23 protein-coding genes are annotated in these 26219 nt (G+C 69.1%); 7 read left to right on the top strand and 16 right to left on the bottom strand.

The window, feature by feature from the left end:
- The first annotated feature begins 60 nt into the window (after nucleotides 1-60).
- Nucleotides 61-1155, top strand: a complete 1095-nt coding sequence (locus tag A2G96_RS07010) for an NAD(P)/FAD-dependent oxidoreductase (RefSeq protein WP_062798041.1) — start codon at nucleotides 61-63, stop codon at nucleotides 1153-1155.
- A 26-nt stretch (nucleotides 1156-1181) separates the two neighbouring features.
- Here the strand turns inward: A2G96_RS07010 and A2G96_RS07005 are convergent, their stop codons facing one another.
- Nucleotides 1182-2081 (bottom strand): alpha/beta fold hydrolase, encoded by a 900-nt coding sequence (locus A2G96_RS07005; protein ID WP_062798040.1) that lies wholly within the window; start codon nucleotides 2079-2081, stop codon nucleotides 1182-1184.
- A 160-nt stretch (nucleotides 2082-2241) separates the two neighbouring features.
- Here A2G96_RS07005 and A2G96_RS07000 point away from each other — a divergent pair, with 160 nt between their 5' ends.
- Nucleotides 2242-3972, top strand: a complete 1731-nt coding sequence (locus A2G96_RS07000; protein WP_062798038.1) for an acetate--CoA ligase — start codon at nucleotides 2242-2244, stop codon at nucleotides 3970-3972.
- Between the two features lie 3 nt (nucleotides 3973-3975).
- Here A2G96_RS07000 and A2G96_RS06995 read toward each other — a convergent pair whose 3' ends face one another.
- Nucleotides 3976-4878 carry a LysR family transcriptional regulator gene (locus tag A2G96_RS06995; RefSeq protein WP_062798036.1) on the bottom strand — a complete coding sequence of 301 codons (903 nt, stop codon included), beginning with the start codon at nucleotides 4876-4878 and terminating at the stop codon, nucleotides 3976-3978.
- A 206-nt stretch (nucleotides 4879-5084) separates the two neighbouring features.
- On the opposite strand from A2G96_RS06995, the gene A2G96_RS06990 reads away from it, so the two are divergent.
- Nucleotides 5085-6290 (top strand): MFS transporter, encoded by a 1206-nt coding sequence (locus A2G96_RS06990; protein ID WP_062798034.1) that lies wholly within the window; start codon nucleotides 5085-5087, stop codon nucleotides 6288-6290.
- A 17-nt stretch (nucleotides 6291-6307) separates the two neighbouring features.
- Here A2G96_RS06990 and A2G96_RS06985 read toward each other — a convergent pair whose 3' ends face one another.
- Nucleotides 6308-7189: a ferritin-like domain-containing protein gene (locus A2G96_RS06985; protein ID WP_082818865.1), complete on the bottom strand. Its 882-nt coding sequence runs from the start codon at nucleotides 7187-7189 to the stop codon at nucleotides 6308-6310.
- A 129-nt stretch (nucleotides 7190-7318) separates the two neighbouring features.
- Here A2G96_RS06985 and A2G96_RS06980 point away from each other — a divergent pair, with 129 nt between their 5' ends.
- The 3 genes from A2G96_RS06980 to A2G96_RS06970 all read left to right on the top strand — a co-directional run bounded on the left by A2G96_RS06980 (nucleotide 7319) and on the right by A2G96_RS06970 (nucleotide 9469).
- Nucleotides 7319-7843: a gamma carbonic anhydrase family protein gene (locus A2G96_RS06980; protein WP_018006882.1), complete on the top strand. Its 525-nt coding sequence runs from the start codon at nucleotides 7319-7321 to the stop codon at nucleotides 7841-7843.
- Between the two features lie 37 nt (nucleotides 7844-7880).
- On the top strand, nucleotides 7881-8882 hold the full coding sequence (gene hslO, locus A2G96_RS06975; protein WP_062798032.1) for an Hsp33 family molecular chaperone HslO: 1002 nt from the start codon (nucleotides 7881-7883) through the stop codon (nucleotides 8880-8882).
- A gap of 155 nt (nucleotides 8883-9037) precedes the next feature.
- Nucleotides 9038-9469, top strand: a complete 432-nt coding sequence (locus A2G96_RS06970) for a hypothetical protein (protein ID WP_062798030.1) — start codon at nucleotides 9038-9040, stop codon at nucleotides 9467-9469.
- Between the two features lie 61 nt (nucleotides 9470-9530).
- Here the strand turns inward: A2G96_RS06970 and ftsB are convergent, their stop codons facing one another.
- The 12 genes from ftsB to edd all read right to left on the bottom strand — a co-directional run bounded on the left by ftsB (nucleotide 9531) and on the right by edd (nucleotide 22534).
- Entirely contained in the window at nucleotides 9531-9872 is a 342-nt protein-coding gene (gene ftsB, locus A2G96_RS06965) for a cell division protein FtsB (RefSeq protein ID WP_062798029.1), read from the bottom strand.
- 231 nt (nucleotides 9873-10103) lie between these two features.
- On the bottom strand, nucleotides 10104-11393 hold the full coding sequence (eno, locus tag A2G96_RS06960; protein WP_012352460.1) for a phosphopyruvate hydratase: 1290 nt from the start codon (nucleotides 11391-11393) through the stop codon (nucleotides 10104-10106).
- Nucleotides 11394-11508: 115 nt separating this feature from the next.
- Nucleotides 11509-11802, bottom strand: coding sequence for a DUF1330 domain-containing protein (locus A2G96_RS06955; RefSeq protein WP_062798027.1), 294 nt, complete (start codon nucleotides 11800-11802; stop codon nucleotides 11509-11511).
- A 91-nt stretch (nucleotides 11803-11893) separates the two neighbouring features.
- Nucleotides 11894-12763 (bottom strand): 3-deoxy-8-phosphooctulonate synthase, encoded by an 870-nt coding sequence (kdsA, locus tag A2G96_RS06950; RefSeq protein WP_062798025.1) that lies wholly within the window; start codon nucleotides 12761-12763, stop codon nucleotides 11894-11896.
- Nucleotides 12764-12790: 27 nt separating this feature from the next.
- Nucleotides 12791-14443 (bottom strand): CTP synthase, encoded by a 1653-nt coding sequence (locus A2G96_RS06945; protein WP_062798022.1) that lies wholly within the window; start codon nucleotides 14441-14443, stop codon nucleotides 12791-12793.
- Nucleotides 14444-14582: 139 nt separating this feature from the next.
- The gene (locus A2G96_RS06940) at nucleotides 14583-15389 is read right to left on the bottom strand and encodes an alpha/beta fold hydrolase (RefSeq protein WP_062798019.1); all 807 of its coding nucleotides are present in this window, start codon (nucleotides 15387-15389) and stop codon (nucleotides 14583-14585) included.
- A 12-nt stretch (nucleotides 15390-15401) separates the two neighbouring features.
- Nucleotides 15402-16223 (bottom strand): proteasome-type protease, encoded by an 822-nt coding sequence (locus A2G96_RS06935; RefSeq protein WP_062798017.1) that lies wholly within the window; start codon nucleotides 16221-16223, stop codon nucleotides 15402-15404.
- A gap of 127 nt (nucleotides 16224-16350) precedes the next feature.
- The gene (locus A2G96_RS06930; protein WP_197672301.1) at nucleotides 16351-17190 is read right to left on the bottom strand and encodes a transglutaminase family protein; all 840 of its coding nucleotides are present in this window, start codon (nucleotides 17188-17190) and stop codon (nucleotides 16351-16353) included.
- Nucleotides 17191-17236: 46 nt separating this feature from the next.
- Entirely contained in the window at nucleotides 17237-18211 is a 975-nt protein-coding gene (locus A2G96_RS06925; RefSeq protein ID WP_062798012.1) for an alpha-E domain-containing protein, read from the bottom strand.
- Between the two features lie 22 nt (nucleotides 18212-18233).
- Nucleotides 18234-19709, bottom strand: coding sequence for a circularly permuted type 2 ATP-grasp protein (locus A2G96_RS06920; protein ID WP_062798009.1), 1476 nt, complete (start codon nucleotides 19707-19709; stop codon nucleotides 18234-18236).
- Between the two features lie 343 nt (nucleotides 19710-20052).
- The gene (locus A2G96_RS06915) at nucleotides 20053-20559 is read right to left on the bottom strand and encodes a gluconokinase (protein WP_062798006.1); all 507 of its coding nucleotides are present in this window, start codon (nucleotides 20557-20559) and stop codon (nucleotides 20053-20055) included.
- 70 nt (nucleotides 20560-20629) lie between these two features.
- On the bottom strand, nucleotides 20630-22534 hold the full coding sequence (gene edd / locus A2G96_RS06910) for a phosphogluconate dehydratase (protein ID WP_062798004.1): 1905 nt from the start codon (nucleotides 22532-22534) through the stop codon (nucleotides 20630-20632).
- Between the two features lie 263 nt (nucleotides 22535-22797).
- Here edd and A2G96_RS06905 point away from each other — a divergent pair, with 263 nt between their 5' ends.
- Nucleotides 22798-23751, top strand: a complete 954-nt coding sequence (locus tag A2G96_RS06905) for a MurR/RpiR family transcriptional regulator (protein ID WP_062798001.1) — start codon at nucleotides 22798-22800, stop codon at nucleotides 23749-23751.
- Between the two features lie 21 nt (nucleotides 23752-23772).
- On the opposite strand, the gene A2G96_RS06900 is transcribed toward A2G96_RS06905, so the two are convergent.
- Nucleotides 23773-26205 carry a DNA internalization-related competence protein ComEC/Rec2 gene (locus A2G96_RS06900; protein WP_062797999.1) on the bottom strand — a complete coding sequence of 811 codons (2433 nt, stop codon included), beginning with the start codon at nucleotides 26203-26205 and terminating at the stop codon, nucleotides 23773-23775.
- Nucleotides 26206-26219: the final 14 nt, after the last annotated feature.

Raw genomic sequence — 26219 nt, 5'->3', positions numbered from 1 at the left:
GGGGTATAGTCGGGCTTTGCATCGTCGATTCGCGGGCACCTGGCGTGCCTGCCCTGCCCCATGTCCACCGCTACCCCAGCCACCGCTCCCGCCGCCGCCCCGGTCACCACGACCGATGTCCTGATCGTCGGTGCCGGCCCGGTCGGCCTGTTCGCCGCGTTCCAGGCCGGCGTGCTCGGCCTGAAATGTGAACTGATCGATGTGCTCGACCGCGCCGGCGGCCAGTGCACCGAGCTGTATCCGGAAAAGCCGATCTACGACATTCCCGCCGTGCCGGGATGCCTGGCGCAGGACCTGGTAGACCGGTTGCTGGAGCAATGCGCGCCGTTCGACTTCCCGATGCACTTCGGCCAGCGCGCCGAAAGCGTCGCCGAAATCCCGGCGCCGGCAGCGCCGCAAGGCCATGCCGGGCACGAGCGCCTGCTGGTGACGACCGACGGCGGCAAGCGCTTCGATGTCGCCGCGGTGCTGGTCTGCGCCGGCGCGGGCGCGTTCGCGCCGCAGCGCGTGTCGCTGCCCGAGGCGCCGGCGCTGGAGGGCCGCCACGTGCACTACGCGGTGCGCGATGTCTCGCACTTCGCCGGCAAGCGGGTGGTGGTCGCCGGCGGCGGCGACTCGGCGCTGGACTGGGCGCTGGCGCTGCGCAAGGTCGCCGCGCGCGTGACGCTGCTGCACCGGCGCGAGGGCTTCCGCGCCGCCGACGGCACCGTCGCCGAGATGCGCCGCGCGGTGGCCGCGGGCGAGATGGATTTCGTGGTCGGCATGCTGGGCGCACTGCGCACCGAAGGCCCGGATGGCGGGCTCAGCGAAGTCGAAGTCCGTACCCGCGACGGCAGCACCGTGCTGCCCGCCGAGGAACTGGTGGCGCTGTACGGCCTGGTGTCCGAGCCCGGCCCGATCGCGCAGTGGGATATGGATATGCGCGCCGGCCGCATCCTGGTCGACACCACCACCTACGAAAGCTCGCGCCGCGGCATCTTCGCCGCCGGCGATATCGCGTTCTACCCCAACAAGCAGAAGCTGATCCTGTCAGGTTTCCACGAGGCCGCGCTGGCATTGCGCCGCGCCTACCACTACGCGTTCCCGGAAAAGGCGCTGGTGCACTTGCACACCAGCAACAACGCCGCGCTGAAGGAAAAGCTCACCCACGCCTGAAGCCTGCACTGCCGCAGGCGCGGGCATCACCTGCCGGCGCAGAACGATTCCACCAGCTCCGCCACGGCCGCGGGCTGGTCGTGGTGCAGCATGTGGCCGGCGTCCTCGACCACCGCCTCGCGGAAGTCGCGGAAGGCGCGGAAGCGCTGCCTGAATTCGTCGATGGCCTGCTTGTGGGCGATATGCCGCAGCGTCTCCGAATCGCGCGCTTCCACGTGCAGCACCGGCGCGGTGACCTGCTCCCACACCGCCATCACTTCATCGAGCCGGTACAGCATCGGGTTGACCAGCTTGTGGGCGGGATCGCCCAGGATCTCCCAGCGGCCCTCGGCGTTGCGGCGCGACCAGTGCGCGGCCAGGAACGCGGCGCGCTCGTCCGGCAGGCGCGGGTTGGTCTTCTGCAGGCGCGCGGCCACGCCGTCGAGGCTGTCGTAGGTCTTCAGCTCGGTGCCGGCGCGCACTTCGTCGAGCCAGCGCGCGTAGCGCCGGGGTGCCTGCTCCGGCCGCGTCGCGGTCATGCCGAAGCCCTCCAGGTCCACCACGCGGCGCACGCGCTGCGGGCGGATGCCGGCATACAGGCAGATCACGTTGGCGCCCATGCTGTGGCCGACCAGGTCGACCTGCCCGTCAGGCGCATAGTGGTCGAGCAGGGCCTCTAGGTCGGCGAGGTAATCGGCAAACCAGTACGACTGCGTGCCGGGGTAGCGCGTGGGCCAGTCGGTCGCGCCGAAGCCGCGCCAGTCGGGTGCGATCACATGCCAGCCGCCGCGCAGGTGGTCGACCAGGAACTGGAACGACGCGGCCACGTCCATCCACCCATGCAGCATGAACAGCTTGCGCGCGCCGGGCGTGCCCCAGTGGCGCACGTGGTAGCGCAGCCCGCGCACCGTGATAAATTCAGACCGCGAGGTTTCCTTGATTGTCATTGTCTCCACCCTTGCGTCGGGGTCTTGCCCGCCGCGGGGGTTGGCGGGGAAGCCACGACAAAATAGAACGATCGTTCGCTTGTGCGCATTATAGCGGCAGCGGCCGCCAGCGCCGCTGGCCGTTTGCGGGTGCACGGGCGGATCCCAACGGAGACCCTGAATGGCCGCAGCTGCCTTGCCGGCAAGCCGGCGCGACGACTACCGCGCCCTGTACGAATCGTTCCGCTGGGAGATTCCGGCGCAGTTCAACATCGCCGAAGCCTGCTGCGGCCGCTGGGCCCGCGACCCCGCCAGCATGGACCGCATCGCGGTCTATACCGAGCACGAGGACGGCCGCCGCAACGCGCACAGCTTTGCCTATATCCAGGCCGAGGCCAACCGCTTGTCGGCGGCGCTGCGCGCGCTGGGCGTGGCCCGCGGCGACCGCGTCGCGATCGTGATGCCGCAGCGCATCGAGACCGTGATCGCACATATGGCGATCTACCAGCTGGGCGCCATCGCCATGCCGCTGTCGATGCTGTTCGGGCCCGAGGCGCTGGCCTACCGCATCGCGCACAGCGAAGCCGGCGTGGCGATCGCCGACGAGACCTCGATCGACAACCTGCTGGCGGCGCGCCCCGAATGCCCGACGCTGGCCACCGTGATCGCCGCCGGCGACGCCCGCGGCCGCGGCGACCATGACTGGGACCTGCTGCTCGCGGCGCAGCTGCCCACCTTCGTCGCCGAGCAGACCAAGGCCGACGAGGCCGCGGTGCTGATCTATACCAGCGGCACCACCGGCCCGCCCAAGGGCGCACTGATCCCGCACCGCGCGCTGATCGGCAACCTGACCGGCTTCGTCTGCTCGCAGAACTGGTATCCGCAGCACGACGACGTGTTCTGGAGCCCGGCCGACTGGGCCTGGACCGGCGGCCTGTGGGACGCGCTGATGCCGGCGCTGTATTTCGGCAAGCCGATCGTCGGCTACCAGGGGCGCTTTTCCGCCGAGCGTGCCTTCGAGCTGCTGGAGCGCTATGCCGTCACCAACACCTTCCTGTTCCCGACCGCGCTCAAGCAGATGATGAAGGCCTGCCCCGAGCCGCGCCGGCACTACGACATCCGCCTGCGCGCGCTGATGAGCGCCGGCGAGGCGGTGGGCGAGACCGTGTTCGGCTGGTGCCGCGACGCGCTCGGCGTGCTGGTCAACGAGATGTTCGGCCAGACCGAGATCAACTACATCGTCGGCAACTGCACCGCGCAGAACGACGACGCACGGCTGGGCTGGCCGGCCCGGCCAGGTTCGATGGGACGCCCCTACCCCGGCCACCGCGTGCAGGTGATCGACGACGAAGGCCGCCCCTGCGCGCCGGGCGAGGACGGCGAGGTGGCGGTGTGCGCCACCGACAGCGCCGGGCATCCGGACCCGGTGTTCTTCCTCGGCTACTGGAAGAACGACGCCGCCACCGCGGGCAAGTACACCGAGCGCGACGGCCTGCGCTGGTGCCGCACCGGCGACCTGGCGCGCGTCGATGCCGACGGCTACCTGTGGTACCAGGGGCGCGCCGACGACGTGTTCAAGTCCTCGGGCTACCGCATCGGGCCGAGCGAGATCGAGAACTGCCTGCTCAAGCATCCGGCGGTGTCCAACTGCGCCGTGGTGCCGTCGCCCGATCCGGAGCGCGGCGCGGTGGTCAAGGCCTTCGTGGTGCTGACGCCGTCGGTGGCGCGTTCGTTCGACGGCGACGCGGCGCTGGTCGCGGAACTGCAGGCGCATGTGCGCGGCCAGCTGGCACCGTACGAATACCCGAAGGCGATCGAATTCATCGACCAGCTGCCGATGACGACCACGGGCAAGATCCAGCGGCGGGTATTGCGGCTGCTGGAGCAGGAGCGCGCGGGCAAGCGCGCCTAGCCGCTAGGCGCGGCCCTGGTCGGCAGGAAAGAGCCGCGCGCTCAGGAAATCGACCAGCGCCCGCACCTTGGGCGAGGGATGCCTGCTCGCCGGCCAGAGCACATGAAAGGCCTTGGCCGGCCCCACGTGGCCGGCCAGTACCTGGCACAGGCTGCCATCGGCCAGTTGCTGCTGGATGGCGAAATCCGGCAGGCAGGCAATGCCCAGGCCGCGCAGCGCAAAACACAGGCGCGTCTCGATGTTGTTGCAGATCATCGATGTCGGCAGCGCCGGCTCGGGCTCGCCTGGCGCGCGCCGCAGCGGCCATGGCTCGAGCTTGCCGGTGTGGGGAAAGCGGTAATGCAGGCAAGCATGCCGCGCCAGCTCGGCAGGCACCTTCGGCGTGCCACGCTGCGCCAGGTATTCGGGCGATGCCACCAGCATCGCCTGGAACGCGCCCAGCCTGCGCGCCGACAGGCGCGAGTCGGCGGGCTCGCCGGTCCGGACCACGGCATCGAAGCCCTCCTCGATCACGTCCACCAGTTGGTCGGTGAAATCCAGGTCCAGCGCGATATCCGGATACGCGCGCATAAAGTCGCCGAGCACGGGCAACACCAGTGAACTGACCAGCGGCAGGCTCACCCGCAGGCGGCCGCGCGGCGCTGCGGTGGCCTCGGCCAGTTCCAGCTCCGCCGCTTCGATCTCGGCCAGCACGCGGCGGCTGCGCTCCAGGAACAGCGCCCCTTCGGCGGTCAGCGCGACGCTGCGCGTGCTGCGGTGGAACAGCCGTACGCCGAGCCGTTGTTCCAGCCGCGCGATGCTCTTGCCGACGGCGGAAGCCGACACCCCCAGCAGGCGCCCCGCCGCGACAAAACTGCGGCTCTCGGCCACCTGCACAAACACCGCGAAGCCACTGAGGCTGTCCATGATGCCCCCCGATTACGGACACAAAGTTCCGGAGAAAAAGGAACTGTAGCCCACTTTTTCTTTAATGGCGGCCTCCTTATCGTGGGCGGGTCGGTACGAGCGCACGTCAGGCCAGTTTGCCGCCGACCTGCGTGACGCCGTCCATGGTCGCTCGCGGCTGCGTCGCGGCCGTCGACCCGTTCATAACCTTCCGCCATTGCGCCAACATGACCACAGCCACCAACCCGCTTGCCGGCGATACCCGCCAGGGCGCGCAACCCGCGCCGCTACCGCTTCCGGCCCTGCTTGCGCTTGCCGTCGCCGGCTTTATCACCGTCCTGACCGAGGCCTTGCCGGCGGGACTGCTGCCCCAGATCGGCAAGGGCCTCGCCATCTCCGAGCCGCTTGCCGGCCAGCTCGTCACGATCTACGCCTTCGGCTCGCTGGTGGCCGCCATGCCGCTGACGGCGGCCACGCAAGGGTTGCGGCGACGGCCGCTGCTGCTGCTTGCCATCGCCGGCTTTGCCGTCGCCAATGCCGTGACGGCCTGGTCCGGCAACTATGTCCTGACGATGGCTGCACGCTTTGTTGCGGGGGTATCGGCCGGCTTGCTGTGGGCGCTGCTGGCCGGCTATGCCGCGCGCATGGTTCCCGATCACATGAAGGGCCGTGCCATTGCCGTCGCCATGGTCGGCATCCCCCTGGCCCTGTCGCTGGGTGTGCCATCGGGGACCTTCCTCGGTGCCGTTCTGGGCTGGCGGGCATGCTTCGGCATCATCAGCGCGATGACGTTGGGCCTGATTGCCTGGGTGCTGGCCAGCGTGCCGGATTTTGCCGGCCAGCCTGCCGGCCAGCGGCTGCCGCTCGCGCGCGTGTTCACGCTGCCGGGCGTCCGTCCCGTGCTGTTCGTGACGCTCGCCTTCGTGCTGGCGCACAACGTCCTCTACACCTATATCGCGCCGTTCCTGCGCGCGGCGAACGCCGGGGCACGGCTCGATCTGGTCCTGTTCGGGTTCGGCGTGGCCTCGCTCGGCGGCATCTGGATTACCGGCGTGCTGATCGACAAGTGGCTGCGGCTGCTGACGCTGGCCAGCACGCTGCTGTTCGGGCTGTCAGTGCTGGCGCTTGCGGCCGCGGGCGCGCACCCTGCGGTGGTCTATGCCGCCGCGGCTACCTGGGGCCTGGGCTTTGGCGGCGTCGCCACGCTGTTCCAGACGGCGCTGGCGGCGACCGCCGGCAAATCCGCGGACGTGGCGCAGTCGATGCTGGTCACGGCCTGGAACATCGCCATCGCCGGCGGCGGTGTCGTCGGAGGGCTGCTGCTCGATGGCTTCGGCATCGGCGCATTCCCGCCCGTGCTGGTGGCGCTGCTCGCGGCAGCATGGCTGGCGGTCTGGTCGGCGCGCAAGCATGGCTTCCCGTCGCACCGCTGAATCGGTGGACGGCAGGCCTAGCCGGCCGATGCCTCGAGCCAGGCCAGCTCGTCCTCGTCGAAGCCCGCGGCGCGGCGCGCCTCGAGGTTGAAGGGGCCGCGCAGCTTCGGCGCGCGGTACTGATCGGCCAGCTGCGCATAGGTGGCGACGGGATCGAGCCCGCGCTGCGCGCACAGCCAGCGGTACCAATGGTTGCCGATGGCGACGTGGCCGACCTCGTCGCGCAGGATGATGTCGATGATGGCCGCGGCGGCGTGGTCGCCGGCGCCCGCCAGCCGCGCGCGCACCGGCGGCGAGGCGTCGAGCCCGCGCGCCTCGAGCGTGCGCGGCACCAGCGCCATGCGCGCGAGCACGTCGCCGGCGGTCTTGTCGGTCATCTCCCACAGGCTGTTGTGGGCCGGGAAATCGCCGTAGGCGGCGCCGAGCGTGCCGAGGTGGTCGGCCAGCAGCGTGAAGTGGTAGGCCTCTTCATCGGCCACGCGCAGCCAGTCGCGGTAATACGCGGGCGGCATGCCGGCAAAGCGCCAGGCCGCGTCCAGCGCCAGGTTGATGGCATTGAACTCGATATGGCACAGCGCGTGGATCATCGCCGCGCGTCCGGCCGGAGTCTGCAGCGAGCGGCGCCGCTCGACGTGCTGGGGCGCCACCAGCACCGGCCGCGCCGGCCGCCCCGGGATCGCGTGGGTGGCCTCGGCATGGATCGCCTCGCCCGCTGCCAGGGCGGCATCGGGCAACGTCATCACGTGGCGATAAAGTGCGCGCGCCGCCACGGCCTTGTCGCGCGGATCCGTCAGGCACAGCACCGCCAGCGCCTGCCGGCGTGGCGAAAGTGACGGGTCAGGCGGCGCGGCGTCGGGTGTTTTTTCTGGCATGGGCGTAAAATCCGGGTCTGCCGCCATTGTAGGGCCTGGCCGGCGCCCGCCTGCCGCGCCAGCCGCGCAGTGGCGCCGCCCCGTTCCCCCGCGCCGGCCCTTTAAAGTCCGGCGGCAACCCCCACTTCAACAAAAGCCATTCGTGCAGGAGACCTCATGGCGCTTTACCAGCTCGGCGACGTCAAGCCCAGTATCGACAGCGAAGCCTACGTGGCCCCGGAAGCCACCATCATCGGCAACGTGACCCTCAAGTCCCGCGCCAGTGCCTGGCCCGGTGTCGTGATCCGCGGCGACAACGAGCCGATCGTGGTCGGCGCGGACACCAACATCCAGGAGGGTTCGGTGCTGCATACCGACCCGGGTTGCCCGCTGACGCTGGGCGACAAGGTCTCGATCGGCCACCAGGCCATGCTGCACGGCTGCACCGTGGGCGAAGGCTCGCTGATCGGGATCCAGGCCGTGGTGCTGAACCGCGCCGTGATCGGCAAGGAATGCCTGGTGGGTGCCGGCGCCGTGGTGACCGAGGGCAAGGTGTTCCCGGACCGTTCGCTGATCCTGGGCGCGCCCGCCAAGGTGGTGCGCCAGCTGACCGATGCCGACGTCGCCAACCTGTACCGCAACGCCGAGACCTACGCCACGCGGCAGGCCCTGTACAAGCAACAGCTCAAGCGGATCGGCTGACGACCGCCGAGCCTCTACCGAAACCCGACCGATTATTGTGACCGATACCACCACCCCCGACACCCTGCAGAAGTTCCTGTTCGACGCGGCCCCCGTGCGCGGCGAGCTGGTGCGCATGGAAGCCACCTGGCAAGAAGTGCTCGGCCGCCACAGCTACCCTGCCCCGGTGCGCCGGCTGCTGGGCGAGATGATGGCCGCCGCGGCGCTGCTGTCGGCCAACCTGAAGTTCAACGGGGCGCTGGTGATGCAGCTGCACGGCGACGGCCCGGTGCGCATGCTGGTGGTGGAATGCCTGTCCGACCTGTCGATGCGCGCCACCGCCAAGCTGGCCGAAGACGCGCAGCTGGCCGACGATGCCACGCTGGCGCAGATGGTCAACGCCCACGGCCACGGCCGCTTTGCCATCACGCTGGACCCGAAGGACAAGCTGCCGGGCCAGCAGCCGTACCAGGGCATCGTACCGCTGGCCGACGCGCATGGCCCGCTGGGCTCGATCAGCGCCGTGCTTGAGCACTACATGCAGGCTTCTGAGCAGCTCGACACGCGCCTGTGGCTGGCCGCCGACGACCATGTCGCCGCCGGCATGCTGCTGCAGAAGCTGCCGGCCTACGGCGGCACCGCCGAAGTCGGCGAGACCGGCGCGCCGCTGGCCGGCCACGCCCGGGCGCAGGACCTCGACACCTGGGACCGCGCGGTGCAGCTCGGCACCACGCTGAAGGCCGAGGAACTGCTGGCCGAGACGCCCGACACGCTGCTGCGCCGCCTGTTCTGGGAAGACCTGCAGGACACCGGCCTGCGCGTGTTTGAGCCGATGACGCCGCATTTCTACTGCAGCTGCTCGCGCCCGAAAGTGGCCGGCATGCTGCAGTCGCTGGGCCAGGCCGAGATCGAAAGCATCATCGCCGAGCGCGGCCATGTCGAGATCCACTGCGACTTCTGCGGCCAGCGCTATGAGTTCGACCCGGTCGACTGCGCGCAGCTGTTCTCGGCCACGCCGGTCGCCACCGGCGCAGGCGCCGGCGCAACCCAGCACCACTGATCCGCCTTCGGCAGCGCCTGCGTGCGCTGCCGCACCGGCGCGGACGATGCGGGAATGCCGGCGCGCGGCGCGATGGAAACATCGATGTTGCCGCCCGGTCCAACGGCTGTACGATGGCAGCATCCAGCTGCCGGTCAGCGAGCCTGAGAACCGCCATGTCCGCCCGAGCCAACCCTCCCCTGCCTGAATTCGCCTGCCGTGCCCGCCGCGCCCGTTATGCGTGGCGCGGCGCCGCAACGTGCGCCGCGCTCGGCGCGCTGCTGCTGGCCGCCGGCTGCGCGCAGATCCCGCGCGATGCCAATGGCTCGCCGCCCACCGCGCGGCTGGCGCCCAACGCGGTGCCGCCGGCACCGCTGAGCGCCGAAGACAAGCAGAAGCTCGACGCGCTCAACCAGCAGGTGCTGCGCGACCAGGCCGCGGCGATCGCGCTGGACCAGCAGGTCGAGGCCGCGCGCGCGGCCTATGCCTATCCCAACACCAGCTGGAACCTGTATTACGGGGGATGGGGAGGCGGCCGCTGGGGCGGCGGCGTCAGCGTCGGCATGCCCGGCTGGGGCTGGGGCGGCTATCCGTACGGCTGGTGGTGAGGGAGCTACGGGCTGGCTTGAAGCAAGTTGAAGCTAGCCGCCGGCAGTCACGGTGAACGCCTTAGTGGCCGCCCCGGCCGGCGACCGAATTCGACGGCGGCGGCAGCGGCGGCGTGGCGCTGACCTTGGGCGCCGGCGCGACGAACTGCACGAAGACCTCGCCTTCGCGCACCATGCCCAGCTCATAGCGGGCGCGTTCCTCGATGGCGCCGGTGCCGTCCTGCAGGTCGGCGACTTCGCCTTCGAGCTTGGCGTTGCGCAGCTTGAGCGTCTGGTTGCGGGCGCCCTGCTCGGTCAGCTGGCGGTTCAGGTCCCACACGCGCAGCCAGCCGCCCTTGCCGAGCCAGAGCGGATACTGGATGGCGAGCAGCAGCACGAACAACAGCAGCGAAATCAGGCGCATGAAAGGTGGCGGACAGGAATTTCCGCACAATGATCTGCGAACTCCGCCGGGAAGGCAATTGCCAGGCAGATTTCGATACAAAAACGGCGGCGGCCGGACCTTCTCCGTGCCACCGCCATTCTTGAATCCAGCACGTCATTCCCGCGGAGGCGGGAATCCAGCGTCTTTCATGTTCCCTTCGGGGATAAAGACACTGGGTCCCCGCCTTCGCGGGGACGACAACCGTTGGGCTCAGCGCAGGTTGTAGAACGCGCCCTTGCCCGGGTAGCTGGCGATATCGCCCAGGTCTTCCTCGATGCGCAGCAGCTGGTTGTACTTGGCCATGCGGTCCGAGCGCGACAGCGAGCCGGTCTTGATCTGGCCGGCGTTGGTGCCGACGGCGATGTCGGCGATGGTGCTGTCCTCGGTTTCGCCCGAGCGGTGCGAGATCACGGCGGTGTAGCCGGCGCGCTTGGCCATCTCGATCGCGGCGAAGGTCTCGGTCAGGGTGCCGATCTGGTTGATCTTGATCAGGATCGAGTTGCCGATGCCCTTCTCGATGCCTTCCTTCAGGATCTTGGTGTTGGTGACGAACAGGTCGTCGCCGACCAGCTGCACGCGCTTGCCGAGCTTGTCGGTCAGGGTCTTCCAGCCGTCCCAGTCGCCTTCGGCCATGCCGTCCTCGATCGACACGATCGGGAACTTGTCGCACAGGTTGGCCAGGTAGTCGGCGAACTGGGTCGAGCTCAGCTTCAGGCCTTCGCCTTCCAGCTGGTACACGCCTTCGGCCTCGTGGTAGAACTCGCTGGCGGCGCAGTCCAGCGCCAGCAGCACGTCCTCGCCGGCGCGGTAGCCGGCCTTCTCGATGGCCTGCACGATGGTGTTCAGGCACTCTTCATTCGAAGAGAAATTCGGGGCAAAGCCGCCTTCGTCGCCCACCGCGGTGGACATGCCCTTGTCGGCCAGGATCTTCTTCAGCGCGTGGAAGATCTCGGCGCCGCAGCGCAGCGCTTCGCGGAAGCTGGTCTGCGACACCGGCATGACCATGAATTCCTGGATGTCCAGGCTGTTGTTGGCATGCGCGCCGCCGTTGACGATGTTCATCATCGGCACCGGCAGCTGCATCGCACCCGAACCGCCGAAGTAGCGGTACAGCGGCAGGCCGGCTTCCTCGGCGGCGGCCTTGGCCACCGCCATCGACACTGCCAGCATGGCGTTGGCGCCCAGGCGGCCCTTGTTCTCGGTGCCGTCGAGGTCGATCAGGGTGCGGTCCAGGAAGGCCTGCTCGGAGGCGTCCAGGCCCATGATGGCTTCGGAGATCTCGGTGTTGATGTGCTCGACCGCCTTCAGCACGCCCTTGCCCAGGTAGCGGCCCTTGTCGCCGTCGCGCAGCTCGATGGCTTCGCGCGAACCGGTCGACGCGCCCGACGGCACCGCGGCGCGGCCCATCACGCCGGATTCCAGCAGCACGTCGCACTCGACCGTGGGATTGCCGCGCGAGTCGAGAACCTCGCGACCGATGATATCTACGATTGCACTCATGAATTCCTCTCTGACTGTTGATTCTTGCTGCTGATCACTTCAACCTGCGCACGTGTCAGGCGCATGTCATGGGCGCAGGCGCTGCGCGCATGACGGCTGCCTGGCGCCTGCCGGCTCAGGCGGCGCCTTCGACCACGATCATATTCATCTTCGCCGCATGCTCGCGCGACTTGCGCGCGGCGCGGTAGGCCTCGCCATCGTGGAAGGCCTTGGCGGCGTCATAGCTGGGGAATTTCAGCACCACCACGCGCGTCGGCGCCCAGTCGCCCTCGAGCGGCTCGGTCTTGCCGCCGCGCACCAGCACCTCGGCGCCATGGATCTGCATGGCCTTGCTCGAAAGCACCTTGTACTCTTCGTACTGCTGGGGGTCGGTCACGTCGACGTAGGCGATGATAAAGCCCGCGGCCATGGAGAATCTCCCGATTTTTTGTATTGTCTTTCGATATGCTTTGTCACCGCCGGCGTCCGTGAGCGGCGCGGCGGCGACCAACGGAGCGGGCTCAGGCGCAGGCCGGCCAGCCGAAGTTGTCTTCCAGGAAGCCGGCGCGCTTGACCAGCGTGTCGAGTTCCTTGAGCACGGACAGCAGTTCCTTCATGCGCGACAGCGGCACCGCGTTGGGGCCGTCGGACATGGCCTTGCTCGGGTCCGGATGCGTCTCCATGAACAGGCCCGCGACGCCGGTGGCGACCGCGGCACGCGACAGCACCGGCACGAATTCGCGCTGGCCGCCCGAGCTGGTGCCCTGCCCGCCCGGCAGCTGCACCGAGTGGGTGGCGTCGAACACCACCGGGGCGCCGGTCTCGCGCATGATCGCCAGCGAGCGCATGTCCGACACCAGGTTGTTGTAGCCGAACGAAACGCCACGCTCGCAGGCCATGAAGACATCGTCGGGCAGACCGGCTTCGCGCGCGGCATCGCGCGCCTTGTCGATCACGTTCTTCATGTCGTGCGGCGCCAGGAACTGGCCCTTCTTGATATTCACCGGCTTGCCGCTCTGCGCGCAGGCACGGATGAAATCGGTCTGGCGACACAGGAACGCCGGCGTCTGCAGCACGTCGACCACAGCGGCGACCGGCTTGATCTCGTCGATCTCGTGGATGTCGGTCAGCACCGGCACGCCGATCTCGCGCTTGACGTGGGCCAGGATCTCGAGGCCCTTCTCCATGCCGAGGCCGCGGAACGACTTGCCCGACGAGCGGTTGGCCTTGTCGAACGACGACTTGTAGATGAACGGGATGCCGAGCCCGGTGGTGATGGCCTTGAGTTCGCCCGCGGTATCCAGCGCCATCTGCTCGGACTCGATCACGCACGGACCGGCGATCAGGAAGAACGGCTGGTCGAGGCCGGCCTCGAATCCACAGAGTTTCATGACTGTCTCTCCTGCTTGCGCCGGGCCTTACGCGCCCTTGCGCTGCTGGCTGGCCAGCGCGGCTTCGACGTAGGCCTTGAACAGCGGGTGGCCGTCGCGCGGGGTCGAGGTGAATTCCGGGTGGAACTGCACGCCGACGAACCACGGGTGCATCGACTCGGGCAGCTCCATCATTTCCGGCAGGTTCTCGGTCGGGGTGCGCGCGGAGATCACCATGCCGGCCTTTTCCAGCGTCGGCACGTAGTGGTTGTTGACCTCGTAGCGGTGGCGGTGGCGCTCGTTGACCTCGGCGCCGTAGATGGCGTGGGCCTTGGTGCCTTCCTTGACCGGCACGCGCTGCGCGCCCAGGCGCATGGTGCCGCCCAGGTCGGAATCGGCCGAGCGCTGCTCGACCTTGCCTTCGCGGTCGACCCACTCGGTGATCAGCGCGACCACCGGGTGCTCGGTTTCCAGGTTGAACTCGGTCGAGTTGGCATCGGCCATGCCGGCCAGGTGGCGCGCAAACTCGATCACCGCCAGCTGCATGCCCAGGCAGATGCCCAGGTAGGGAATCTTGTTCTCGCGCGCGTACTGGATCGCGCGGATCTTGCCTTCGGTGCCGCGCTTGCCGAAGCCGCCCGGCACCAGGATCGCGTCCAGCGGCGCCAGCACTTCGAGGTGGCCCGATTCCAGTTCCTCGGAATCGATGTACTCGATGTTGACGCGCGTGGCGGTATGCATGCCGGCGTGGCGCAGCGCCTCGATCAGCGACTTGTACGACTCGGTCAGGTCGACATACTTGCCGACCATGCCGATGGTGATTTCGTGCTCGGGATTTTCCTGGGCGTTGACCAGCTTCTGCCACATCGACAGGTCGGCCGGCTTCGGATCCAGGCGCAGTTCCTCGCAGATCAGGCGGTCCAGGCCCTGCTCGTTGAGCATCTGCGGGATCTTGTAGATGCTGTCGGCATCCCACACCGAGATCACGGCGTCCTGCGGGATATTGGCGAACAGCGAGATCTTGGCGCGCTCGTCGTCCGGGATCGGGCGGTCGGCGCGGCACAGCAGCGCGGTCGGCGAGATACCGATTTCGCGCAGCTTCTGCACCGAGTGCTGGGTCGGCTTGGTCTTCAGCTCACCGGCGCTGGCAATGAACGGCACCAGCGTCAGGTGCACGAAGGCGCAGTGGTTGCGGCCCATGCGCAGGCTCATCTGGCGCGCGGCTTCGAGGAACGGCAGCGACTCGATGTCACCCACGGTGCCGCCGATTTCGACCAGCGCCACGTCGGCCTTGCCGTCGTGCGACGCGGCCGCGCCCTTCTCGATGAACGCCTGGATCTCGTTGGTGATATGCGGGATCACCTGCACGGTCTTGCCCAGGTATTCGCCGCGGCGCTCCTTGCGGATCACCGATTCGTAGATCTGGCCGGTGGTGAAGTTGTTCGACTTGCGCATCTTGGCCGAGACGAAACGCTCGTAGTGGCCGAGATCGAGGTCGGTTTCCGCACCGTCTTCCGTGACAAACACCTCGCCATGCTGGAAGGGGCTCATCGTGCCGGGATCGACGTTGATGTAGGGATCGAGCTTGAGGAGGGTGACTTTGAGGCCGCGCGACTCAAGAATGGCCGCGAGCGAGGCAGCAGCGATGCCCTTGCCGAGAGAAGAGACGACGCCACCGGTGACGAAGACGAATTTGGTCATAAACCGAGCTTGCCGGGGAAATCGGGATTATACATGAGAGCCCGTTCCCCGCCGACCCGGAAATTGTGACAGCAGCCCGGCTCCAACGCGCTGCAGGCCTTGCTGCGGCCACGCTGCGGCGCATGCGCCGCACGCCGGCTCAGCGCCCCTGCTCGCGCATCGCGCCGATCAGTTCGCGCACCAGTTGCGCGGTCTGCTGCGGGCGCTCCATCGGGTACAGGTGGCCGCCCTCGATAAAGCGCAGGTTGGGCCCGACCAGCCGGCGCGTCGCGCCCAGGCCGCACTGCCGCACCTCGCGCGAGCGCGTGCCGGCGACGAAGCCGACCGGCACCGGCGCGCCGCGCGCGACCTTGCGCCCGAGGCCGGTCGGCAGCGTGCGGTAGATCCAGTATTCGACCTCGCGGTCGAAGCGCAGCCGGCGCTCGTTGTCCTTGCCGGTGGGCTCGGTGCCGTGGATGGCGTAGTCGCGCAGCACTTCCTGGTCCCACACCGCGAAATTGGGCTTGGCGCGGAAGTGTTGCCACACCGCCTCGGCGTCCGGCCAGTGCGTGCGCCGGTTCTTCGTCACCGCGGCCGGACTCGGCTTTTCATCGATGCCGAGCATCTGGGCGGTCTTCAGCAGGGAAGCACGCCAGCCGGCGATGATCGGCGAGTCCAGCATGACCACGCCGCGCACCCGTTCCGGGCGGCGCAACGCCGCCATCAGCGACAGGAAGCCGCCCAGCGAATGGCCCACCAGCCACACCGGCTGGCGGTACTGTCGGTCAATATCACCCAGCAGCTCTTCCACCAGGTGCGGCCAGCCGCGTGTCACCGGGAACTCCGGCTTGTGGCCGTAGCGGTCCACGGCGCGGAACTCGAACTCGCCGTCCAGCTCGCCGAACAGCTTGCGGTAGGTCGTCACCGGGAAGCCGTTGGCGTGGGAAAAATGGATGATCTCGCGCATGCCCACCGCCCCTCAGTCCGGCTTGCGCGGATGCACGCGCCTGGCCCGCACCGGCTGGGCCCAGCGGTCGGCCTCGCCGGAGCGCGCCAGCGAGAATTCCGCGGGCGCGGCCGGATCCCACTCCGGGTTATGGATCTCGCCGAAGACCTGGCGCAGGCGATGGCCCCAGGTGTCGCGGATCATGCGGAAGTAGGCGTTGCGCTCGTCGATATTGACGAAGTGATTCACCTGCAGCGAATCGGCTTCATAGACCAGCAGGTCCAGCGGCAGGCCCACCGAGATATTCGACTTCAGCGTCGAGTCCATCGAGATCAGCGCGCACTTGGCCCCTTCGGCCAGCGGCAGCGACGGATGCACGACCCGGTCGACGATGGGCTTGCCGTACTTGGCCTCGCCGATCTGGAAGTAGCAGTTCTCGGGCGTGGCCTCGACGAAATTGCCGGCCGCATAGATATTGAACAGCCGCACCCGCTCGCCGCGCACCTGGCCGCCGAAGATCAGGCTGACATTGAACTCGATGCCGGCGTCGCGCAGCGCGTTGGCGTCGCGCCGGTGCACCTGCCGCACCGCCTCGCCGACGATCGACGCGGCCTCGAACATGTCGCGCGCCGTCCACAGCGAGCGCTTCTCGTCGTGATCTTCAATCAGGATCTGGCGCACCGACTGGCTGATCGCCAGGTTGCCCGCGGTCATCAGCACCATCACCCGGTCGCCGGGCTCCTCGAACACGGTCATCTTGCGCGCGGTCGAGATGGCGTCTACCCCGGCATTGGTGCGGGAATCGGACAGGAATACCAGGCCGGCATCCAGCCGCATGGCTACGCAATACGTCATGGTTTGTCTTGGTGTTCTTGGTGGCGGCCGGCCCGGGCCGGTGGTGGCCTGCGGCAATGGCCTGCATCACTCCGGATTCTAGCGCCCGTGCACCGGCACCGCGCCGCGTCTGGAAGCAAGCACCTAATCAGTTCGAAAGTGGCGTGATGGTTACATTGACTTCCAGCGTCTCGCCGCCGCCGCCGTCGCGGATGCCCCGCACTGGTGCGGCCGACGCATAGTCGCGCCCCACCGCCAGCCGGATATGGCGCTCGTCGGTCAGGCAGCCGTGCGTGATGTCGATGCTGCACCAGATCTGGCCGGCCGGGTCCAGGCATATGTCGGCCCAGGCATGGCTGGCCAGTTCGGTGGCGGCCGGGTCGTAGAAATATCCGCTGACATAACGCGCCGGAATGCCCAGCGCGCGGCACGCCGCCACCATCACCTGCGCCTGGTCCTGGCACACCCCGCTGCCCAGCGCAAAAGCCTCGGCGGCCGAGGTGCCGACATCGGTGGTATTGGGCTTGTAGCGCACGCGCTCGCCGATGCCGCGCGCCAGCGCCAGCAGCGCATCGATATCGTGCCCCGCCGCCAGGAACGGCGCGGCAAAGGCCCGCATCGGCGCCGGCGCCGTGGTCAGCGGCGTGCTGCCGAGGAAATACAGCGGCGAGACCCGCGCCTCGCCGTCCGGAGGCGCATCGCAGAACGCATGGTGCCCGTCGCGGTCGAGCTCGCCATGCGGCGGCAGCACTTCGACCTCGCCGCTGGCTTCGATGGCGATGGTGCTGGCGGGCCCGGCCACCGTGAAGTTGTGCACGATGTTGCCGAAGCCGTCGCGGGCCGCCGACGGGTTGCCGGGTGTCGACAGTTGCCAGTAGTCCACGGTCTGCAGCGGACCCGAGCGCGGCTGCAGATGCACTTCGTGCACGCTGCGCCGCACCGGTTCGGTGTAGCGGTAGACGGTATGGTGGTGGATCTTGTATTTCACGGTATCAGGGCGCGGCGGCGGCACGGGGGGCTGCCGGCGGCCCGGCTCAGGCGGCCTGCAGCGGCACCAGGAAGTCCCTGCTGATGCCGTTGCCGAGGTCGCCGATGCGCTCCAGGAAGCTGGTCAGGTACGCATGCAGGCCGACGGCAAAGATATCGTCGATGCGCGCGTACTTCAGGTCGGCGTGGAGTTTACCAGCCTGCCGCTCGGTTTCCGCCGAATGCTGGTTGCGCACCGTATGCAGGATCGCCACCACCTCGTCCATGCTCGACACCAGCGAACGCGGCATGTCAGGGCGCAGGATCAGCAGTTCGGCCACGCGCTGCGGCGTGATCACCGCGCGATAGACCTTGCGGTAGACCTCGAAGCCCGACACCGAGCGCAGGATCGCCGCCCAGTGGTAGAAGTCATTGTGGCCACCGCCCTGGTCGGGGTTGGCCTCGGGCTGCTCGCCCTCCCGGCCGTTGGACGCCTGGAACTTGACGTCGAGAATGCGCGCGGTATTGTCGGCGCGCTCCAGGAAGGTGCCCAGCCGCATGAAATGAAAGGCATCGTCCTTGAGCATGGTGCCGAACTGGACCCCGCGCGCCAGGTGCGAGCGGAACTTGACCCATTCGAAGAAGCGCGCCGGGTCTTCCTTCAGCACGCCGTCGGCAATCAGGCGCTGCACCTCCAGCCAGGTGGTGTTGACGGTTTCCCAGACCTCGGTGGTGAGCGAGCCGCGCACCGCGCGCGCGTTCTCGCGCGCCGCGCGCAGGCAGCTCATGATCGACGAGGCATTGGTCATGTCGCGTACCATGAAGTCGATCACGTCGTCGCGCGACAGCAGGCCGTACTTGTGGTCGAACACCTCGGTCAGCTCCGAGATATCGAGCATGGCCCACCAGCCCTGCTCGGCCACTTCGGCCGATTGCGGCAGCAGCGAGGTCTGGTAGTTGACGTCGAGCATGCGCGCGGTGTTCTCCGCGCGCTCGGTGTAGCGGGCCATCCAGAACAGGTGGTCGGCGGTGCGGCTCAGCATGCGGGCTCTCCCGAATCGGCGTTCATCGTTCCAGCACCCAGGTGTCCTTGGTGCCGCCACCCTGCGAGGAATTCACCACCAGCGAACCCTCGCGCAGCGCCACGCGCGTCAGCCCGCCCGGCACCATCCGCACCTCCTTGCCCGACAGCACGAACGGGCGCAGGTCGATATGGCGCGGGGCGATGCCGGCCTCGACATAGGTCGGGCAGGTCGACAGCGCCAGCGTGGGCTGCGCGATGTACTGCTCCGGCCTGGAGCGGACCACCTCGCGGAAGGCATCGATCTCGGCGCGCGTCGCCGCCGGCCCGACCAGCATGCCGTAGCCGCCGGCGCCGTGGGTTTCCTTGACCACCAGTTCGGCCATATGGTCCAGCACGTACTGCAGGTCATCGGCGCGCCGGCACATATAGGTCGGCACGTTGCTCAGGATCGCCTCTTCGCCCAGGTAGAAGCGGATCATGTCGGGCACATACGGGTAGATCGACTTGTCGTCGGCGACGCCGGTGCCGATGGCATTGCAGATGGTCACGTTGCCGGCGCGGTAGACCGACAGCAACCCGGCGGCGCCCAGCGCGGAATCGGGGCGGAACGCGAGCGGGTCGAGGAAGTCGTCGTCGACGCGCCGGTAGATCACGTCGATGCGCTGCGGCCCCTGCGTGGTGCGCATGAACAGGTGGTTGTCCTCGACGAAGAGGTCGCTGCCCTCGACCAGCTCCACCCCCATCTGCTGCGCCAGGAAGGCGTGCTCGAAGTAGGCCGAGTTGTACATGCCCGGCGTCAGCACCACCACGGTGGGATCGGCGATGGCCTGCGGCGAGACCCCGCGCAGCATGTCGAGCAGCAGGTCGGGATAGTGCGCCACCGGCGCCACGCGGTTGCGCGCGAACAGGTCCGGGAACAGGCGCATCATCATCTTGCGGTTCTCGAGCATGTACGACACGCCCGACGGCACGCGCAGGTTGTCTTCCAGCACGTAGAACTCGCCCTCGCCGGCACGCACCACGTCGATGCCGGCGACATGCGCATAGACATCGTGCGGCACGCTGACGCCCAGCATCTCGGGCCGGTACTGGGCGTTGTTGTAGATCTGGTCGGGCGGGATCACGCCGGCGCGGATGATGTCCTGGCCGTGGTAGATGTCGTGGATGAAGCGGTTCAGCGCGGCCACGCGCTGGCGCAAGCCCTTTTCCAGCAGCGTCCATTCGCTCGCGGGGAAAATGCGCGGGACCACGTCGAACGGAATGGTACGCTCGGTGCCGCTGTTGGCTTCGTCCTTGTCGCCGTAGACGGCGAAGGTGATGCCCACGCGCCGGAACACCAGGTCGGCCTCGGCGCGCTTGTTGGCCATGGTGCTTTCGGTCTGGCGCGCCAGCCATTCGGCGAAATGCCGGTAGTGCGGGCGTACCGCCCCTTCAGGCAAGGCCTGGCCTGCGTGGATCAGCGCCGGCGCATTGTCCTCGCGCCAGTCCAGCATCTCGTCGAAGTACCGCGCCGCCATGATGGCCGCTCCTCCATGTCGCGGGCGCCGCTGCTATGCCGCACCGGCCGCCCTGGTTGCCCTGGCTGTCCTGCCCTGCCGCGCGGCCGCGCCGGTTGGCGCAAGCCGTGGTGATGCCGTCGAGTCACTGGCCCTTCCAGCATACCCGTGCCGGCGAAAGCTGCAAGGTGGTGCGGCGGGCTGCCCGTGCCATCGCACCCGCGCGGCACCGGCATCGAAGCGAAGCTAGCAAGATGCCTGCCAGCGCACGCAAGAAAACGGCCGCCGGTGAGGCCGGCGGCCGTGGTTTGCGTTGCCTTCGGGAATCCGAGGCCATGCCTACCAGAGGCACGGCCGCGTCAGTTCAGCGCGCAGCGCTGGCGCCCTGCCGCACGGTGGCCTTCAGGATGGTGTCGACCAGCGCCTCGGGTGGCTGGCGGATGTCGAGCGCCAGCGCGTCGCCAGGTTCCTCGAGCGTATCGAACTGGCTTTGCAGCAGCTCGGGGTTGAAGAAGTGCTCGGTGCGCGCGGACAGCCGCTGGCCGATCAGCGCGGCATCCCCCTTCATGAAGACGAAGGTCACGCCGCCATCGGGCGGGCTCAGCCGGTCGCGGTAAGCCTGGCGCAGCGCCGAGCAGGTGAACACATGGGTGCGACCCTCGGCGCGGGCGGTGTCGATGGCCGCGCGCATCGCGGCCAGCCACGGCCAGCGGTCTTCGTCGGTCAGCGGGATGCCGGCGTGCATCTTGGCCTTGTTGGCGTCGCTGTGGAAGTCGTCGGCGTCATGGAAGCCGCAGCCCAGCCGCTGCGCCAGCAGCTGGCCGACCGTGGTCTTGCCGCTGCCGGAAACGCCCATCAGGATATAGATCATGTCTGCTCCGTCGGTCTTGGTATCGGATGGTGGGACCATCCTTGTCGGTTGCCTGCCTGTCCTGGTCCGGTTATTGTGCGACGGATCGCAACTCGGCGGTACGGCCGTCGGCGCCGGCCACTGCGGCATCCAGTTCGGACAGGTCGAGTGCGCTGCCGCCCTCTTCCGCGATCCGCGCATGGCGCCGGAACAGGCCGAACAGGCCACGCCCCAGGCTGAACTGCGCGAACGGATCGGCCGGCGCGCGCGCCGGCGCCCGCGCCGCGAATTCGGCCTCGTCGCCCAACCATTGCAGCGTGCCGGCGACGGCGTCGACGCGGATGCGATCGCCGTCACGCACGCGCGCCAGCGCGCCGCCGGCCAGCGCCTCGGGACCGACGTGGATCACCGCCGGCACCTTGCCCGAGGCGCCGGACATGCGCCCGTCGGTCACCAGCGCCACCTTGTGGCCGGCGTCCTGCAGCGCCCCCAGCACCGGGGTCAGCCGGTGCAGTTCGGGCATGCCGTTGGCATTCGGCCCCTGGAAACGCACCACCGCGACCAGGTCGCCGCCGAGTTGGCCGCCCAGTTCGCCAGCGTCGAACGCCGCCTGCAGCGCCTCCTGCGAATCGAACACGCGCACCGGGGCTTCGACCACGCGGTGCTCCGGCGCCACCGCCGAGACCTTGATCACGCCGCGACCCAGGTTGCCCTGCATCAGCCGCAGCCCGCCCTCGGTGGAGAACGGCGCGGCGGCGGTCGCCAGCACCTGCGGGTCGCCGCTCTGGGCGGCGCCGTCGCGCCAGTGCAGCACGCCGTCCGTCATCACCGGTTCCTGCGCATAACGGGCCAGGCCCGGGCCGGCCACGGTCTGCACGTCCTCGTGCAGCAGGCCGGCCTGCAGCAGCTCGCGGATCACGAAGCCGGCGCCGCCGGCGGCATGGAAGTGGTTCACATCGGCCGAGCCGTTGGGATAGACCCGCGCCAGCAGCGGCGTGATGCGCGACAGCAAGTCGAAATCGTTCCAGTCGATGACGATGCCGGCGGCGCGCGCCATCGCCACCAGGTGGATGGTGTGGTTGGTCGAGCCGCCGGTGGCGAGCAGGCCGACCATGGCGTTGGCGATGGCGCGTTCGTCGACGATGCGCGCCAGCGGCAGGTAATCGTCGCCGCGCGCGCGCAGCGCGATCGCGCGCTGCGCCGCAGCGGCCGTCAGCGCATCGCGCAGGCCGCTGTCGGGATGGACGAAGGCCGCGCCCGGCAGGTGCAGGCCCATGATTTCCATCAGGAACTGGTTGCTGTTGGCGGTGCCGTAGAACGTGCAGGTGCCGGCGCCGTGATACGCCTGGCATTCGGCTTCCAGCAGCGCATCGCGCCCGACCTGGCCGGTGGCGTAGAGCTGGCGCACGCGCGCCTTTTCCTTGTTGGGCAGCCCGCTGGCCATTGGGCCCGCCGGCACGAACACCATCGGCAGGTGGCCGAACTGCAGCGCGCCCATCAGCAGGCCCGGCACGATCTTGTCGCACACCCCCAGCATCAGCGCGGCATCGAAGGTGTTGTGCGACAGCGCCACCGCGGTGCCCATGGCAATCGCATCGCGCGAGAACAGCGACAGCTCCATGCCGGCGTTGCCCTGCGTAATGCCGTCGCACATCGCCGGCACGCCGCCGGCCACCTGCGCCACCGCGCCGACCGCGCGCGCGGCCTCGCGGATCACGGCGGGATAGCGCTCGTAGGGCTGGTGCGCCGACAGCATGTCGTTGTACGCGGTAACGATGCCCAGGTTGGGCGCATGGTCGACGCGCAGCATGAGCTTGTCGCTGGCGGGCAGTGCGGCAAAGCCGTGCGCCAGGTTGGCGCAGGACATGCCGCGCAGCGGCGCCAGCTCCGCCTGCGCGCGCTCGCAGCGGGCAAGGTAGGCGGCACGGCTGGCGCGGCTGCGCGCAACGATGCGATCGGTAACGGCCTGAAGCTCGGCATGGACGGCGGAAGGCATGGCGTGACGGTCCTTGTGGGCGGAATGGACGTGGCGAGCGGCGCCGCAGCGACGCTATCGCCTGTAGATTTTCTACAGATCGGGCGCCATTATACCGGGCGCGCGCCGGGCGTCGACCCATCAAGGCAGACAATTCCCGCAGAAAAATCCGGAATCAGGGCAAACCCGAAGAGCACGACACGTAGCCCTTAAGGCAAGATGCGGCGCCAACCGATGTAGAATCTCTACATATTCTTCCAATACCGACACCGCCGCCTGCCGCCATGCGCGACCGCATCCTTGCCGTCTACGACACCCTTCGTCCTTCAGAACGCCGCCTGGCCGACTATGTCGCCCGCCACGGCGCCGCCGTGATCCGGCTGTCGATGCCGGAACTGGCCGAGCGCGCCGGCGTGTCGCAACCCACCATCGCGCGCTTCTGCGCGGCACTGGGCTACGACGGCTTCCGCGAATTCAAGCTGCAGTTCGCGCAGAACGTCGGCGGCGGCACCCCTTTCGTGCACCAGGATGTCGCCGCCGACGACCGCCCGGCTGACATCGCCGGCAAGGTGTTCGACCGCACCATTGCCACGCTGATGAGTGTGCGCAACGCACTGTCGGCCGACCAGATCGAGCATGGCATCCGGCTGCTCGCCGGCGCGCGCCGCATCGAGTTCTATGGCTGTGGCAACTCCGGCATCGTCGCGCTAGACCTGCAGCACAAGTTCTTCCGCCTGGGCATGCCGACCGTCGCCTATGCCGACCCGCACGTGTTCAGCATGTCGGCGGCGCTGCTGGCGCCGGGCGACGTGGCCGTGCTGGTCTCCAACAGCGGCCGCACCTGGGACATGCTGACCGCCGCCACGCTGGCGCGCAGCAGCGGCGCCAGCGTGCTGGCGCTGACCCATAGCGGCTCGCCGCTGGCCCGGCTGGCCGATGTCTGCGTGTTCTCGGACGTCGAGGAAGACAGCGAGGTCTACACGCCGATGACCTCGCGCATCAGCCACCTGGTGCTGGGCGACGTGCTAGCCGCCGGCGTCGCGCTGGCGCGCGCCGACACCGTCGCGCCGCGCCTGCAGCGCGCCAAGGCGCATCTGCGCGAGCGGCGCATCGCCGGGGCCGAGCCGGCACCGGCTCGCAGCCGCGGGCGCGCCGCGGCGGCCGAGTCTGCCATGCCGTCTACGCCCGCCAAGCCCACACCGCCCGCCGCACGCCCCGGCCGCCGCAAGGCCGGCTGACCGCTGGCGGCATCCCGCGCGCTAGCGTGGCGCCGGCGGCCGTTCCCGCCAGTAGCGCAGCTCCGCCTGTCGGAACATCGACAGCGTGTAATCCGCGCGCGCCGTGTCCATGGTCACGGCGCCGGTTTCGTCGGTGCGATAGCGCAGGATGCCCGCGCGGCCAAAGCGCTCCCAGACTTCGGCGTTCGGATGGCGATAGCGGTTGCCATAGCCCAGCTGAAACACTGCGGCCGCGGGCCCGACCGCCTCGATCCAGTCCGCGCCGGACGACGTAGCGCTGCCGTGATGCGCCACCACCAGCACGTCGGCACGCAACGCCCCTGTCGGCAAGCGCCCGATCAACGCCCGCTCCTGCGCCACGCCGATATCGCCGGTCAGCAGCAGGCTGTGCGCGGCGGCGTCCACGCGCAGCACGCAACTGCGCGCGTTGCTGGCGATGGCGGCCTGCTGCGACTGCTCCGGCAGCGGGTGCAGCACGGCAAAGCGCACGCCGTCCCACTGCCATTGCTGTCCCGCTGCGCATGGACTCCATTCGGCTGGACCAGCCTCAGGATGGTGAGCTCCCAGCAGCGGGTGGCCGGCAGGCGCACCAGTGCTGCGTGCCACCACGTCAACCGTTCCCACAATGTCCGCGACGCCGCCGGCATGGTCGATGTCTTCATGGCTGACCATCAGGTGATCGAGCCGCGTCACTCCCTCGGCGCGCAATAGCGGCACCACTACCTGCGCGCCCGCGCTGGATCCGCTGGCATAGCCCGGCCCGGTGTCATACAGCAGCGCATGCGTGCGCGTGCGCACCAGCACCGCCGTGCCCTGCCCGACGTCGAACATCACCGCGCGGAACTGGCCGTCGGCCACCGGCGGGCCGCGCGCCACCAGCATCGGCAGCATCAGCAGTGCGCCATGCCGGCGCAGGCGAGCCGAAGCCACGGGCGCCACCTGCAGCGCCACGCCAAGCGCGGCCAGCAGCAGCGCCACCGGTCCCGCGCTGGCGGCCTCCCACATCGCCCCGGGCAGCATCGAAAACCATTGCAGCACGGCAGCCAGTCCCTGCATGGCAAAGTGGGCGACCGCCATCACCGGCACGGCCAGCCACAGCGGCAGCGCGGCGCCCAGCAGCGCCAGCGGCGTCACCAGCAGGCTGACCACCGGGATCGCCAGCGCATTGGCGAACGGCGATACCACCGACACCTGGCCGAACAGCAGCAGCGTCAGCGGCACCAGCCCGATGGTCACAGCCCACTGGGTACGCGCTGCCGCGGCAAGCGCGGCCCGCAGCCGTTGCCAGCGCCCTGCGATCGCGGCGTCGCGTCCCGGCCGGGCAGCGAAGAAGATCACCGCGACGGCACCGAAGGACAGCCAGAAGCCGGGCAGCATCACCGCCCACGGATCCAGCAGCAACGCCACCAGCGCCGCCCACGCCAGCACCACCGACGCCGGCGGCGCCCGCGCCCCCCACACCGCAACCGCCGCGACGCAGAGCATGGCAACGGTGCGCAGCGCCGGGATCTGCATGCCGGCCAGCATGCCGTAGCCCAGCGCGGTGGCCACCGCCATCGCCAGCGCGGCTTGCCGCGCCGGCAGCCACAGCGGCAGCGGCCGGCGCAGGTAGCCGCCAAGGCCGAACGAATGGCGCCACAGCAATCCGGTGAACGCTGCCGCCATGCCGGCCACCATGGTGATATGCAGCCCCGAAATGGCGACCAGGTGGCTCACGCCCGTGCGCCGGAACAACTGCCAGTCGCTCGCCTCGATGCCGCGCTGGTCGCCGATCACCAGCGCGACCAGCACCGCGCCATAGCGCGCCCCGGCCGGCAGCGCGGCGCGCAGGTGGTCGCGCACGGCGGCACGCCGGGCCTCGATGCGCCAGGCCAGCCGCTCGCCGGCGGCATCCTGCGGCGGACCGAGGGCGCGGCGCACGTAGCCGGTCGCGCCATAGCCTTGTGCCAGCAGCCAGTAGGCGTAATCGAAGCCGAAGGGATTGGCGAGACCGCGCGGGCGCCGCAGCCGCAGCGTCAGCGTGAAGCGCTGTCCCGGCCTCAACTCAGGCGGCGCGTCGCGCCAGTTGAGGATGACCCGGCGCGGCAGCGGCGGGTCGGAACCGGCTGACGCTTCGACAGTGAACGCGAAGCGTGTGCCGGTGGCGGTTTGGCTGGGCAGCCCGGATACCACGCCGCGCACGTCGAGGTCGCGCGCTTCCAGCACCACCGGCAGCCATTCGCGCAGGCGCAGCTCGGCGCGCCAGGCGGCCCAGCAGAACGCGATGGCAAAGGCCAGCGCGGCCAGCGCCAGGGCCTGCAGCATGACCGGCAGGCGCCTGCCCCGCAGGGCCATGCCGATGGCGCACAAGGCCAGCAGCATGGCGCCCAGGCGCAGGCCGTGCGGCTGCGGCAGCGTCGACTGCTGCTGCAGGGTCCAGCATCCGGCCACGAATGCCACCACGAAGCGACGCATCGCACCTCTCCAGT

This window comes from Cupriavidus nantongensis (assembly GCF_001598055.1).
Taxonomy (GTDB): Bacteria; Pseudomonadota; Gammaproteobacteria; order Burkholderiales; family Burkholderiaceae; genus Cupriavidus; species Cupriavidus nantongensis.
Note: the sequence above shows the minus strand (reverse complement) of the source record. Positions and strands in the feature narration are given on the sequence as shown.